Raw genomic sequence first — 12,924 nt, 5'->3', positions numbered from 1 at the left:
GCCAGCCGCCAAACGCCAGTCCCGCAAGGGCCGACTGATCCCCCTCTGCATCCCCCGCCAGTCCCCACGACATCCCACACCGTAATTGCGCACTGTCTCCTCAACGACGACACGAGAGGAGACATCGATGCTGCAGAGGCATTGCCTGAACCAGAAGGAGCTGGCCCGGCGCTGGGGGATCTCCCACCGGACGCTGGAACGCTGGCGCTACAACGGCCAGGGACCGGCCTTCCTCAAGCTCGGCGGGCGCGTGCTCTATCGGCTCGCCGACATCGAGGCCTTCGAGCAGAGCCAGCTTCAGCGCGCCTTGAAGATCAGCGAGGCCGTCGCGCGCGTCGGTCACACGCCCCGCCGTCTGACCGCGGACCCAGCGCGAGACACCGGTCATGGTGCAACGCACCAGCGGACTGCGCGGCTGTGCTGATGGTCGCCGCAACCCCAATCGGCGCCCGCGTAGCGAGGCCGCGGCTCACTGACGTCGAGCTCTACGCCTGGATCGCACAGGCCGAGGCTGGCACCAGGATCGAGTACCACTGCGGCTTTCTCGGGATCGATGTCACGCCGGTGATTTCGACCTTGCCCGAGCCCGAGCGCCGTCAGCTTGCCGATCTCGGTCAGGCCGCGTTGGGCGCCTTCGAGAAGGGCCTCGTCCACCTCGTGCAGGAACGCGTGGGCCCCGATCGCTTCGCCTACATCGCCGTCGCGCGACCCAGACCCAGAGCCGCCAACGCCTCGCTCTCGACGCTGCTCCTCGAAGAGCGCGCCGCGTGATGGCCCTGCCATTCCCTTCCAATGGAGACCCCGCCATGCCGCACCCCGACAACGCCCCGTATTTCAACGATCTCGAGGGTCTCGCCATCGGCGACATCGCGGCGCTGCCGCCCGAGATGCTCCTGGATCTGCAGACGACCGCGCTCGCCGAGACCGCCCGCGTGAAGCGGCTGCGGGACCGGCTCGAGGCCGGCATCGCGCAGCGCTACGAGACCGCCGCCGCGGCCGAGCGGGCCGCGCAGGGCAAGACCAGCGGCACGGTGCGGGTCGAGGACGAGGGCGTCGTGATCGTCGCGGACCTGCCCAAGAAGATCTCCTGGGATCAGGACCGCCTCGCCGCGATGGCCGAGCGCATCCGCGCCGCCGGCGACGATCCGACCGAGTATCTCGAGATCGCCTACCGCGTGCCCGAGCGGCGCTTCGGCGCCTGGCCCGCGGCGATGCGCGAGGGCTTCGCGGACGCGCGCAGCGAGACCACCGGCAAACCCGTCTTCCGGCTCGAGGCTCGAGACCGGTGACGCGCGGCGGCGGGACGCCCGGTCGGCAACGCCGGGCAGGTTCCCCTTCGGCACCCGGTCACCCCCGCCGCCGCGCCCCCTGAATGCACATTCCGGAGAACCCCATGGCCTTCCGCATCATCACCGCCGACGAACGGCTCTCGGCCGCCGAGAACAAGACGTCCCTCGCCATCTTCGGCCCGCCCGGCGTCGGCAAGACGACGCTCCTGAAGACGCTGCCCGCCGAGGAGACGGTCTGCCTCGACCTCGAGGCCGGCATGAAGTCGGTGCAGGACTGGCGCGGTGACTCGATCCCGGTGCGCAGCTTCACAGATTTCCGCGACCTCGCCGTGCTGATCGGTGGGCACGATCCGGCCCAGCATCCGAAGTCCTGGTACGGCGCCGAGTATCACGCCTGGCTGCAGCAGCAGTATCTCGGCACCGGCATCGAGGACTTTCTCGCCCGGAAACGGATCGTCTTCGTCGACTCGATCACCGACCTGACGCGGCAGGCCATGGCCTATGCCCGCCAGCAGCCGGAGGCCTTCTCCGAGCGGACCGGGAAGCCTGATGTCCGCGGCGCCTACGGGCTGCTCGGCCGCGAGGTGATCCAGGCGCTGAAGCACCTGCAGCACGCCCGCGGCAAGACGGTGATCTTCGTCGGCGTGCTCGAAAAGGTCACCGACGAGTTCGGCACGGCGACCTGGCAGCCGCAGATGGAGGGCACCAAGGCCGGGCGCGAGTTGCCGGGCATCGTCGATCAGGTGGTCTCCATGCAGCTCTTCGGCCGCGACGCCAAGGGCGAATGGACCCTCGATGAGACCTCCGCCGAGCGCCGGCTCGTCTGCCGCTCCGGCAACCCCTGGGGCCTTCCCGCCAAGGACCGCTCCGGCCGCCTCGATGTGACCGAGCCGCCAGATCTCGGCGCGCTAATCGCGAAGATCGACGGCCGCGCACCCGCCCAAACCGCCATCCCTTCCTGATCCAGATGCAAAGGACAGACCCATGAGCTACGACCTCAACGACGCCCAGCCGCAGATGGCCCCCATCGGCGAGCTGATCCCCGACGGCACCTTCGCCAAGGTCCGCCTGACCGTGCGCCCCGGCGGCGTCGACGGCGCCACGCAGATGGACGCCAAGCTCCTGAAAGCCTCGCAGTCGAGCGACGCGAAGATGCTGGACTGCGAGTTCACCATCCTCGAGGGGCCGCATGCCCGGCGGAAGTTCTGGCAGAGCTTCACCGTGGCGGGCGGCAAGGTCGACGAGAAGGGGCAGTCGATCGGCTGGAAGATCTCGAAATCCACCTTTCGGGCGATGGTCGACAGCGCTCTCGGGCTCGATCCCAGGGACGAAAGCCCCGACGCCAAGGCCAAGCGGGTGCTGCCCGGGCTCAAGCACCTCGACGGCATCGTCTTCGCAGCGCGCATCATGGTGGAGCCCGCCTCCAACCCCCAATACCGGGACCAGAATCGGATCGCGAACGTCGTTCTGCCCGACGAGCCGCAGCATGCCGCGATCATGCGCGGCGAAACCGTGCCCCCGGAGCCCGTCAACGCCCCGCCGCGCAAGGCCGCGAGCGCGCCGGCGCCGGGCTGGCAGGCGCCCACGCCGGCATGGGGTGCGCAGCCGCAAGCCCCGGCGGCGGCCCCGGCCTGGGGCGCGCAGGCGCCGGCTCCGCAGCAACCGCCCGCCCAGCAGCCGCCCGCCGCCCAGCAACCGGCAGCGGCCCCGCCGTCCCCGCCGAGCGGGGCGCCGGCGACCGGCATGCCCGCCTGGCTCAATGGGTGAGGCGCGGTCGGCAGCGCGGCGGCGGAGGTCAAACCGGCCTTCGTCGCGGCCCGCGGCCCAACGCGATCCTGCCGGGCCGATGACCCCGGATGAATGGCAGGCGCATGTGACGCGCGAAGCGACGCTGGAGATCGGACGATGGCTCGAGGCCCGAGGAAGACTGCACGCCCCCATCGCAAGCCTCAGCCTCGCCGACCTCGAAGCCATGGCCAGCAATGCGATCTCGCGCTGGATCGTGCTCCAGTCCGAAAAGCTCCAGAGGGCGGGTTGGCCGCCCGAGGACCCGATCGGGACCTTCTTGCTCGGGTAGCGCTTTGCGCCGTCTGCGCCCGCGAGGCGCGCGGCTTCGGCTACTGCCACGGCCTCCGCTGGGATCGCCACCCCTACCACCGCTTCTGCTCGCGCCGCTGTCAGGACGCGGGCAGCGCCATCGCCCAAAGGAACAACGGCATGATCGACAAGACCGCGCGCGAGGCGCAGGCGATCCGCGATTCGCGGACGCTCTTCGCCGAAGCGCTCACCGACCTCGGGCTCATGGAGCCCTTCTTCCATCGCAGCGCCGAGGACATCGATCGCCTGATCGAGGCGGCGGTCACCGGCTACATCGACAGCATGCAGGACCAGGCCGCGCGCAAGGAGCGCACCGGCACGGCCCTCGACGACCCCATTCCGTTCTGAGGGGGCGCGCGATGATCGACCTGAACGACGACACCGCGTCCTGCAGCTGGAAACCTCTGCTCGAGGCAGCCACCGAGAACGCCGTCACCGACTTCGAGATCGAGTTCTGCGACAGCCTCCGCGAGAAGCTCGCGCGCCTCAGTGAGAGCGCCCGGCTGACGGACGCGCAGTTCCACAAGCTGACCTGCATCGCGCAGGCCGGCGGCTTCTGGGAGCGCGAGCGATGATCGACCTGAACCATAAATCGGGCTTCCTCTACGGCGCCGGCGCACCACGCCCGCCCATCGCCGAAGCCGTGTCCGCCGCCATCGATACGGCGCTGTCCGCGCGCCATCGCGCCGAGCGTCCGCGTACCTATGTCAGTTCCTCGGGTCTCGGCCGCGACTGCCTGCGCCAGATTCAGTACGACTTCCTCGCGGTGCCCAAGGACGAGGGCCAGGAGTTCGCGCCGCGCACGCTGCGCATCTTCGAGGCGGGCCACCGGGCCGAGGACATCGTCGCCGGCTGGTTCCGGATCGCCGGGTTCGACCTGCGCACCGAGCGACCCGATGGTCGCCAGTTCGGGTTCGAAGCCCTCGGCGGCCGCTTCAAGGGACATATCGACGGTTGCCTCGTCGCGGGCCCCGTCACGATGGACTATTCCGCGCTCTGGGAGAACAAGGCGCTCGGCGCGGCCAGCTGGAAAGACGTGGTCAAGCGCGGCGTCAGCCTCGCCCGGCCGGTCTACGCCGCCCAGATCGCGCTCTACCAGGCCTACATGGACCTGCCGGCCCCGGCGCTCTTCACAGCGCTCAATCGCGACACGATGGAGCTGCATGCCGAGCTCGTGCCCTTCGATGCGCATCTCGCGCAGGAGATGTCGGATCGCGCCGTTGCCGTGGTGCGAGCCTCCGAGGCGGGGGAATGGCTGCCGCGCGCCGCGGCTGAGCCCACGGCGGTCCTCTGCCGCGGCGGCATGGCGGCCGGCAAGTGGCACCCGCCCTGCGCTTGGGCGGGTCGGTGCTGGGGAGAGCGGCGATGATCCCCGACGCCTATGAGCTCAAGCGGATCGTGCGCGCCCATCGCGACCGATTCTGGTGCTCCGACCTACTCCGAGCGGCGGAGTTCGCGCCGATCTATTTCTTCGACGATCAGGCCTCCTTCGATGGCGACAGTGTCGACCGCGCGATGACCCGGGTGCTGACCGGCCCGCTTCGGCTGCCGCATCCGTCCGTGATCTTCGAGGTGCGCGAGCAGCGCGCGTCTCCCTTGGGCCTGATCGTCTGCGCTCGCGCCGACGGTGACATCGTCGAGGCCACGTTCCTCATGCGCAAGCGGGCGCCGCGCGGCTGGACGGATTGCCTGGTGCGGATCTGGATGCATCCGGACGGCAAGGCGGAGATCGAGGGCAACCCGGCAGAGCGACACGACGAGACGGTCCGCGGTCACGGCGAAGTCGCCGCCGGCATCGTCTGGCGCGCGCTGACCATCCTCGGCGCGTCCCCGGAAATCCGCGACCGCAAGGTGTCGCTTGCGAAACGGTCTCGCCTGTCCCGTGAGGGCGTGCGCGGATGGGTCTGGCGCCAGGTCGCCATCGATCCAGCGCGCCTGCGCGCGGCGACGCCGCCGCAGGGCGGCAGTCACGCCAGCCCGCGCTGGCACATCCGCCGCGGGCACTGGCGGCAGCTGGCCGACGGGCGCCGGGTCTTTGTCCGTCCGTGCGAGGTCGGCGATCCGACCCGCGGCGGGATCGTCAAGGATTACGCAGTGGAGGCACGCCATTCATGACCGAGTTCACCCCATCTGCCACCCAGGCCGCCGCGCTCCGCGAGATCAAGGAGTGGTTCGAGACCCGAACCGAGCAGCAGCAGGTGTTCCGCCTGTTCGGCTATGCCGGGTCGGGCAAGAGCACCGTCCTGAAGTTCGCGCTCGACGAGCTCGGCCTCTCGCCCCACCGCAGCGCGCGGGACGGCCGATGCGTGCCCGGCGTGGTCACCGCCACCTTCACCGGCAAGGCCGCGCTGGTGCTGACCCGCAAGGGCACGCCCGCGCGCACCATTCACAGCCTGATCTACTCGGTGATCGAGGCGACCGAGGAGGAGATCGAGGAGGCCGCCCGAAAGATCGCGGTGGCCGAACGCGACGCGCTTCGCCTCACCGGGTTCGCGCGCACCGCGGCCGATGCCGCGATCGAGGCGATGCGCCAGGGGCTCTCGGCGATGAAGCACCCGCGCTTCGCCCTGAACCCGCAGAGCGACGCGGCCGACGCCCGGCTGATCGTGCTCGACGAGGTGTCGATGGTCGGCGAGGAGATGGCGCGCGACCTGATGAGCTTCGGCAAGCCGATCCTCGTCCTCGGCGATCCCGGCCAGCTGCCGCCGATCCGGGGCGAAGGCGCCTTCACTCGCGACGAGCCGGACGTGATGCTGACCGAGATCCACCGCCAGGCGGCCGAGAGCGCGATCATCCGCCTCGCCACCATGGCGCGCGAGGGTCGGCCCATCGGCTTCGGCATCTACGACGATCATGTCGCCAAGCTTCGCAAGGGCGACATCACGCCGGAACAGGCGTTGCGCGGCGGCCAGCTGATCTGCGGGCTGAACGCCACGCGGCTGCAGATCAACAACGCCATGCGCGCGGCGGCCGGCCTCGGCAGGACCTGGCTACCCACCGGACCGGCTGAGAAGATCATCTGCCTCAAGAATCAGAACGATCTGGGACTGATCAACGGCATGTTCGTGACGCTCGAGGACATCGTCGACGAGGGCAGCCTCTACTTCTCCGCCGTCGTCCATGACGAGGACGGGCGCCACATCGGCGAGCCCTATGAGGACGGGCGCCCGGGCCGGCTGCGCATCTACAAGGGGCATTTCGAGGACCACGTCGTCTACGACGACAAGCGCCATGACCGCGACTACAAGGAGAAGCGTCTGCTGACCGAGGCGACCTTCGGCTGGGCGATCACCGCGCACAAGGCGCAGGGCTCGCAGTGGGAGAACGTGATCGTCTGGGACGACGGGCTGGGTCGCTCCGAGATCGACCGGCGCCGCTGGCTCTATACCGCGATCACCCGGGCCGAGCGCGGTCTCGTCCTCTTGGCTTGAGGGGTGCGATGATCGACCTCAACGACATCGCGGTCCCGAAGACCCGGCACGATCTGGCGGTCGTGAAGGAGCGGCTCGCCTGCACGGCCGCGGACTGGCTGCCGGGGCTCTTCCCCGAGGCCCGGCTCGCGCGCGACCGTCGTTCCTTGCGCTGCGCGGACCTCTCCGGGCGCCCGCCGCGCAAGGAGGGCTCCTGCACCATCCATCTCGACGGGCCCTATGCCGGGTGGGGCTTCGACTACGCCACCGGCGAGCGGGCCGGTCCGATCGACCTGATCGCGCAGGCGACCGGCCTCTGTGACAGCGCGCTCTTCGACGAGGCCGCGCGGCTCGCGGGGATGGATCGCCCTGCGCCGCGGACAACGCCGGCGTCGCCCATGCGCGCACGTCCCGACCACTCGGCCGAGATCGCGCGGCTGGTCGACGGGGCCGTGCCGATCGCGGGTACGCCTGGCGAGACCTTTCTGCGCGCCCGCGGGGTCTCGGATCCCGGCTCGCCCGACCTGCTGTTCCATCCCGATCTTCCGGACTTCGACGGCTGCCGTGGCTGGCCCGGCCTGATCGCGATCCTGCGGTCGCCGGACGGGGAGCGCGCACAGGGCATCCACCGCACCTTCCTGCTCGACGACGGCAGCGCGAAGGCGCCTCCGGGAAAGAAGATGCTCGGCAGCGTGAAGGATGCCGTGGTCCGGCTGTTCCCGGTGCCCGCGGACGGCCACATCGGTATCGCCGAGGGGATCGAGACCGCGCTCGCCGCGCACGCGCTCTTTGGCACGTCGGTCTGGGCGGCGCTGTCGGCCGACGGTCTGGCGCGGTTCCAGTGGCCCGAGGGCACCCGCCGCGTCACCATCTACGCCGATGCCGAAGATGCTGGCCGCCAGGCGGCCGCGACGCTCTCGGACCGACTGCACCGGGCCGACATCCCGAACGAGATCGTCGCGCCGCTCCATGGCGACGACTTCAACGACGATCTCCAACGCGGCGCCCGCGCCGAGGATTACGCGCGACCGGCTGACACCACAGCCGACCCGCAGACCGGGGATCCTATCGACACAGAGACGGCCACGCCCATCGTCGCCTCCGCCGACGATCCCGCGACGCTGGTCGCCGCTGCCGAGGCGCTGACCAATCCGCCCGAGTTCGAAGCCCTGTCCACACTGCTCGGGCGCATCGCGCTGGCAAAGCTCGATCCTCTGCCTGAGCGGCAGGTCATCGCGCGGATCAAGTCCGCGACCGGGATCGGCATGTCCGTTCTCACCCAGCAGCTGGCCGAGCTCCGCCGCCGCGTGAACGCCACCGGTGATCCAAACGCGCCGATCCCGAAGCCCGCCTGGTTCAGGCGACTCCGGCTCGATCTGGCCGGCGCGCCCGAGCGCAACGAGGCCAACGTCATCGTCGCGCTGACCTCTGATACCGCCTTCGCAGGCGTGCTCGCCTTCGACGAGTTCGCGCAGGAGATCGTCGTGCGTCAGCCGCTGCCGTGGGACAGTGTCGTCACGTCGCTCCCGCGCCCCTGGGAGGACGCCGACGACATTCGCACCGCCGAGTGGCTGCAACTCCGCGGCATCAACGTGGCGCCGGTGGTCGTGAGCCGCGCCGTCGGCGCCGTCGCCCGCGAGTTGCGCATTCATCCCGTCCGCGACTGGCTCGACACCCTGACATGGGACGGCACGCCCCGGATCGAGACCTGGACCAGTGCCTATCTCGGCGCGGAACCCACGGCGTTCCATCACACCATCGGCGCGCTCTGGCTGATCTCGGCCGTCGCCCGCATCTACCGGCCCGGCGTGAAGGCCGACCACATGCTGATCCTCGAGGGACCGCAGGGCGCGCGCAAGTCCACCGCGATCAAGGTGCTGGCCGGCGAGGAATGGTTCACCGACGAACTGCCGGAGCTCGGTTCGAAGGACGCCGCACTGCACATGCAGGGTGTCTGGATCGTCGAGATCGCCGAACTCGATGCCATCGGCCGCGCCGAGGTCTCGCGCATCAAGGCATTCCTGACGCGCACAACCGACCGCTTCCGCCCGCCCTATGGCCGCTACACCGTCGAGGTGCCGCGCCAGTGCGTCTTCGCCGGCACCGTGAACCCCGACACCTATCTGCGCGACGAGACCGGCAACCGCCGCTTCTGGCCCCTCCGCTGCGGGACCATAGACATCGCTGCGCTCGCCCGCGACCGCGACCAGCTCTGGGCCGAGGCCGTTCACCGCTTCCGCGCCGGCGCGATCTGGTGGATCGACGATCCGGCGCTGCTGGCCGAAGCCCGCGAGGAGCAGGACCGCCGCTATCAGTCCGACGCCTGGGACGACCTGATCGAGCACTGGCTGACCCACGAGCTCCGCTCCGTCTCCGATGGCTTCCCCGACTACGGTAATTCCCGCACCGAGAGTGTGCCGCGGCCGGAGCCGCTGAGGGACGTGTCGGTGGGCGAGATCCTCGAGGAGGCGATCGCGCTCGAACCGGCCCGCTGGACCCGCGGCGATCAGATGCGCGTCTCGGCCTACCTCAAGGCGAACGGCTGGGAGCGGTACCGGCGGCGCGACGAGGGCGGGCGTGAGGCGCCCCGGGAGTGGCGGTATCGGAGGGCCCTCACATAGTTTCGCCCGCCGCGTCGCTTCCTAGAGGCCCCGGTTACACCGCGCGCAGCGAGCCCTTTGCCTGCCTCTCAGCCGCAACTTCATCTGCCGTCAAACTCCAGATGAGCCCTTCCACCTCGTCGAGCGGCAGGCCGAGTTCTCTCGCGATATCCGCCTTCGTCACGCGCTCCTGCCAGAGCATCGTAAGCACCTGCCGCCAGACCTTGGACTTTTCGCGGCTTATGCCGTTGGGCTCGCCGGTGCGGTAACCGCGCTTGGTCAGATCGATGCAGATCGACTTGTATTGCCACTCAGACAGCCGCCTCAGCTGGTGCAGACGGTAGGCCATCGCCATTGCTGAGACGCGCCAGCGTGCCTTTGCACGAATGACGACATCAGTCGTGATACGCCTGGGAATGCGGGCGATCACGTCTTCCGCAGGCATCAGGAACGCCGAAGCGAAGGCGTTTGCTTCGCGCTCCACGTTTCTCCCCTTCTTCGGGTCGCCGTGCATGTGCATCACCAAGTGGGCCAATTCGTGGGCCGCATCAAATCGGCTGCTTTCGGCGGTCTTGAAGTTGTTCAGAAACATGTAGGGCTTGCCGCCACGCCAGAATGAAAACGCGTTGACCGACGCGGTATTTTCGGTGAGCGAAAACAGCCGGACGCCCTTTGCCTCCAGGAGCGCCAATAAGTCCGTGATGGGCTGCTGCCCGAGCGACCAGTGCTGCCGCACATGGGCAGATGCAACCTCGGGGTCGCTCTCGTAGGAGAGATCGATGAGCTCAGGCTCAGGCAACCCGAATCGTTCATCGACCCACTCGCTCAGCATCAATCCCACCGACCCGGCGCCAAGAGAGGCGTCGCGTTCTCTCGCCGTCATCTTCGAGAACGATCGGAAGCTGACAGCACCGGGATCCACTGAATCGACCTTTGAGCCGAAGAAAAATTCTTCCGGATAACGAAGTGCTCCTGCCAGCTTCCCGACGGTATCGGGTTCCGGCTCGTTGCGACCCTTCTCGAGGCGTTTGATCGTATCGACACTCACGCCTGCTTGTTCGGCAAGTGCCTTCGCCGTCAGCCCGCGCCGTGCACGGGCCAATTTCAATCGTGTTTCTTCGAACATGTGACGCCTACTTGCGCACGATCTTGGGCTCGAAGTCTTCCGCGGTTCCGTCGTCGTCGAGATTCAGGAACGTTTCGTCCTCGTCGCCCTCGGAAAGCAGGAAGATGCGCTCGACGGCACCTTCAAATGTCTTCCCGGAAATCTTCGGCCGGGTAAGCTCTGCCCGCCCAGTCTCATCTACCATGAGATAATAGAACGCCAGGCCGACAGCGTCATCGCGTACGAAATAGCGAAGTTCTTCGGGGTCAAACAGCATCGGACCGCAGGCGCGTTCCGAAGCCGCACCCTTGTCTGATCGCGGCTTCGGCGCCTTTTCACCGCAAGCACGGTCCACGTTGCAGAAGCCAATCTTCAGACCTTTTCGGTCGTTGCGGATGGTCTCGACCCCGTCCTTGCGATCGATGACCCACTCTTCGCCAATGAACTCCTGGCGCAGAGCCGCGACGCCTTCATGATACCCAAAGGTGCCTGCCGCGTTTGAGGGATGCAGCGCTGTCGCGTTGCCGCTCGCAGTGCGCGCAGCCTGCACCGCGTTGACCAGGCCGTCCTTGGTCAATCCCAGCTCGGTGATGCGGCGATCCACATCCCAAGGCTCATCCAGTAGCCTAGTCTCAATCCATCCAGTCATGCTCGATTCCTCATGCCCGTTTTTTCGCCCTACTTGTAGGTTAAAAAAAACGGGCACGGTCAAGATGCACCTTACGCGCGCCGTCCCAACCTCCCCGGTGGTCCCAACCCTGTCCCAACCTCCCGAGGGGGTTGGGGACACGAAAAGCCATTCAAAAACAATGGTGTCCCCAACCTCACCCCGTGGCCCCAACCTCTTGCTACACATTCATGTGGGAGAACGGAAAAGGTCGGGAACATGTTCTTCTATACGAAATGAGAAGGACCCCCGTTGGGGACACCGAGGTTGGGACCCACATCCATTCAAGCCATTGGAGTGAAACGATAAAGGGCTGTTCCAAACCCCTCGAAGGTTGGGACCACGCGTTCGGAGGTTGGGACCGGGGCGGGCAGCGCGTCGATCTTCGCCGGTCGCGTTGTCCCTGGTAGTTTTCGCTTTGGCCGAGGACCGCCGGATGCTACATCTTGCGGTGACCGAAGCCGAAGGCCCACAACTTGTGAGCCTTCACGATGAACACACCGATCCCCACGCAGGACGTCCGCCCCGAGCCGGACGCGATCATCCGGTCCTGCATCCTCGCCCTCGATCTCGGCACCACGACCGGCTGGGCGCTCCGCAGCCATGACGGATTGACCACCAGTGGCACAGTCAGCTTCCGCCCCGGCCGCTTCGACGGTGGCGGCATGCGATACCTGCGTTTCACCAATTGGCTGACCGAACTCGACCGGCTATCGGGGCCCATCGCCGCGATTTGGTTCGAAGAGGTCCGCCGCCACGCCGGCACCGACGCGGCCCACATATACGGCGGGCTGATGGCCACGCTGACATCATGGGCCGAACTGCGCGGCGTTCCCTACGAGGGCGTTCCGGTCGGTACGATCAAACGCCACGCGACCGGCAAGGGCAACGCGCCAAAGGAGGCGATGATCGCCGCGGCGCGAGCACGAGGGTTCTCGCCCGCCGACGACAACGAGGCCGACGCCATCGCGATCCTCCATTGGGCGCTCGAGACGAACGGGGGCCTGGGATGAGGTGGTATCCGAAAGGCTACGGCGGCTCGCGCCGGGATCCCGACCAGGTGAAACGCGATGGCTGGCATGACGAAGGCGTGCTCGCCGTCTCCGTCGACGACCAGCGCCTGACTTGGCCAGAGCGCGAGCTGGTCCGTCAGCTCGGTGAGAAGCTGTATGGGCCTCGGGCGAACGACCGGGAGGCCGCGAATGGCTGAGTGGACGCCCACCATGGTCGAGGACCGGCTCGAGAGCGCCGCCGACGTGTTCCGCTCGTTGCCCGAGGTGAAGCCGCAGGGCTACTTCAACGCCTGGCCCGAGTATTTCCATAGCTTCGCCGACCAGGTCGGCCAGGAGCCTCTGATGCGCCGGCCCAAGCCCGGGCCGCGTGACATCACGCAGGCCGAGGATGCTCTGCTCTGGCTGCGCTGGCTCGATCCCGCCGATGCGCGCCTGCTCTGGCTTCGGGCGAACCGGAAGCCGTGGAAGCCGATCTGCTGGGAACTCGGCATCAGCCGCGCCACCGCGAACCGGCGCTGGCAGTACGGGATCGCGGTCATCGTCTGGCGCTTGAACGGCAAGGTCGTTTCGGGGAAGAGATCGATGGAACATGTCATCGCAGTTGTGAGCGAACGACGCCTTTCCTAGGGTCAGGATGCATTGATTGTTGCTGTTCGGCGTGATTCACGGCCCGAAAAACGGAGCGGTGACATGGACGACCTCTACTGGCTGAGCGACGAGCAGATGGCCAAGCTTTCCCCTTT

Annotated in this window: 17 protein-coding genes; 15 read left to right on the top strand and 2 right to left on the bottom strand. The window is 67.9% G+C overall.

Annotated features, from left to right (window positions below; translation table 11 throughout):
- The first annotated feature begins 127 nt into the window (after nt 1–127).
- The 12 genes from E2L08_RS00085 to E2L08_RS00030 all read left to right on the top strand — a co-directional run bounded on the left by E2L08_RS00085 (nt 128) and on the right by E2L08_RS00030 (nt 9,417).
- The gene (locus E2L08_RS00085) at nt 128–424 is read left to right on the top strand and encodes a helix-turn-helix transcriptional regulator (RefSeq protein ID WP_133395029.1); all 297 of its coding nucleotides are present in this window, start codon (nt 128–130) and stop codon (nt 422–424) included.
- Entirely contained in the window at nt 424–771 is a 348-nt protein-coding gene (locus tag E2L08_RS00080) for a hypothetical protein (protein ID WP_240757969.1), read from the top strand. The genes E2L08_RS00085 and E2L08_RS00080 overlap by 1 nt, the downstream gene beginning before the upstream one ends.
- A 35-nt stretch (nt 772–806) precedes the next feature.
- Entirely contained in the window at nt 807–1,289 is a 483-nt protein-coding gene (locus E2L08_RS00075; RefSeq protein WP_133395027.1) for a hypothetical protein, read from the top strand.
- Nucleotides 1,290–1,393: 104 nt separating this feature from the next.
- Nucleotides 1,394–2,251: an ATP-binding protein gene (locus E2L08_RS00070; protein WP_133395026.1), complete on the top strand. Its 858-nt coding sequence runs from the start codon at nt 1,394–1,396 to the stop codon at nt 2,249–2,251.
- A 22-nt stretch (nt 2,252–2,273) separates the two neighbouring features.
- Complete coding sequence (locus E2L08_RS00065; protein ID WP_133395025.1) at nt 2,274–3,056, top strand: hypothetical protein; 783 nt, start codon at nt 2,274–2,276, stop codon at nt 3,054–3,056.
- A 79-nt stretch (nt 3,057–3,135) separates the two neighbouring features.
- Nucleotides 3,136–3,366, top strand: coding sequence for a hypothetical protein (locus tag E2L08_RS00060; RefSeq protein ID WP_133395024.1), 231 nt, complete (start codon nt 3,136–3,138; stop codon nt 3,364–3,366).
- A gap of 140 nt (nt 3,367–3,506) precedes the next feature.
- On the top strand, nt 3,507–3,734 hold the full coding sequence (locus tag E2L08_RS17100; protein WP_133395023.1) for a DUF6511 domain-containing protein: 228 nt from the start codon (nt 3,507–3,509) through the stop codon (nt 3,732–3,734).
- An 11-nt stretch (nt 3,735–3,745) separates the two neighbouring features.
- Nucleotides 3,746–3,961 carry a hypothetical protein gene (locus tag E2L08_RS00050; RefSeq protein WP_133395022.1) on the top strand — a complete coding sequence of 72 codons (216 nt, stop codon included), beginning with the start codon at nt 3,746–3,748 and terminating at the stop codon, nt 3,959–3,961.
- On the top strand, nt 3,958–4,755 hold the full coding sequence (locus tag E2L08_RS17160; RefSeq protein WP_133395021.1) for a hypothetical protein: 798 nt from the start codon (nt 3,958–3,960) through the stop codon (nt 4,753–4,755). Before E2L08_RS00050 ends, E2L08_RS17160 begins: the two co-directional genes overlap by 4 nt.
- Nucleotides 4,752–5,501 (top strand): hypothetical protein, encoded by a 750-nt coding sequence (locus E2L08_RS00040; RefSeq protein ID WP_133395020.1) that lies wholly within the window; start codon nt 4,752–4,754, stop codon nt 5,499–5,501. The genes E2L08_RS17160 and E2L08_RS00040 overlap by 4 nt, the downstream gene beginning before the upstream one ends.
- Entirely contained in the window at nt 5,498–6,817 is a 1,320-nt protein-coding gene (locus E2L08_RS00035; RefSeq protein WP_133395019.1) for an ATP-dependent DNA helicase, read from the top strand. Before E2L08_RS00040 ends, E2L08_RS00035 begins: the two co-directional genes overlap by 4 nt.
- Nucleotides 6,818–6,825: 8 nt before the next feature.
- The gene (locus tag E2L08_RS00030) at nt 6,826–9,417 is read left to right on the top strand and encodes a VapE domain-containing protein (protein WP_133395018.1); all 2,592 of its coding nucleotides are present in this window, start codon (nt 6,826–6,828) and stop codon (nt 9,415–9,417) included.
- Between the two features lie 34 nt (nt 9,418–9,451).
- On the opposite strand, the gene E2L08_RS00025 is transcribed toward E2L08_RS00030, so the two are convergent.
- Together E2L08_RS00025 and E2L08_RS00020 are read right to left on the bottom strand one after the other, a co-directional pair.
- Entirely contained in the window at nt 9,452–10,522 is a 1,071-nt protein-coding gene (locus E2L08_RS00025) for a helix-turn-helix domain-containing protein (RefSeq protein WP_133395017.1), read from the bottom strand.
- A 7-nt stretch (nt 10,523–10,529) separates the two neighbouring features.
- Nucleotides 10,530–11,150 (bottom strand): hypothetical protein, encoded by a 621-nt coding sequence (locus E2L08_RS00020; protein ID WP_133395415.1) that lies wholly within the window; start codon nt 11,148–11,150, stop codon nt 10,530–10,532.
- A 509-nt stretch (nt 11,151–11,659) separates the two neighbouring features.
- On the opposite strand from E2L08_RS00020, the gene E2L08_RS00015 reads away from it, so the two are divergent.
- The 3 genes from E2L08_RS00015 to E2L08_RS00005 are packed head-to-tail and all read left to right on the top strand — an operon-like array spanning nt 11,660 to nt 12,808.
- Complete coding sequence (locus tag E2L08_RS00015; protein ID WP_133395016.1) at nt 11,660–12,181, top strand: crossover junction endodeoxyribonuclease RuvC; 522 nt, start codon at nt 11,660–11,662, stop codon at nt 12,179–12,181.
- Nucleotides 12,178–12,378 (top strand): hypothetical protein, encoded by a 201-nt coding sequence (locus tag E2L08_RS00010; RefSeq protein WP_133395015.1) that lies wholly within the window; start codon nt 12,178–12,180, stop codon nt 12,376–12,378. The genes E2L08_RS00015 and E2L08_RS00010 overlap by 4 nt, the downstream gene beginning before the upstream one ends.
- Nucleotides 12,371–12,808 (top strand): DUF6362 family protein, encoded by a 438-nt coding sequence (locus E2L08_RS00005; protein WP_133395014.1) that lies wholly within the window; start codon nt 12,371–12,373, stop codon nt 12,806–12,808. Before E2L08_RS00010 ends, E2L08_RS00005 begins: the two co-directional genes overlap by 8 nt.
- Nucleotides 12,809–12,924 lie beyond the last annotated feature (116 nt).

This window comes from Palleronia sediminis (assembly GCF_004358695.1).
In the GTDB taxonomy this organism is placed as follows: Bacteria; Pseudomonadota; Alphaproteobacteria; order Rhodobacterales; family Rhodobacteraceae; genus Palleronia; species Palleronia sediminis.
The sequence above is the reverse complement of the archived record's forward strand: the minus strand, read 5'-3'. Positions and strand labels throughout refer to the sequence as shown.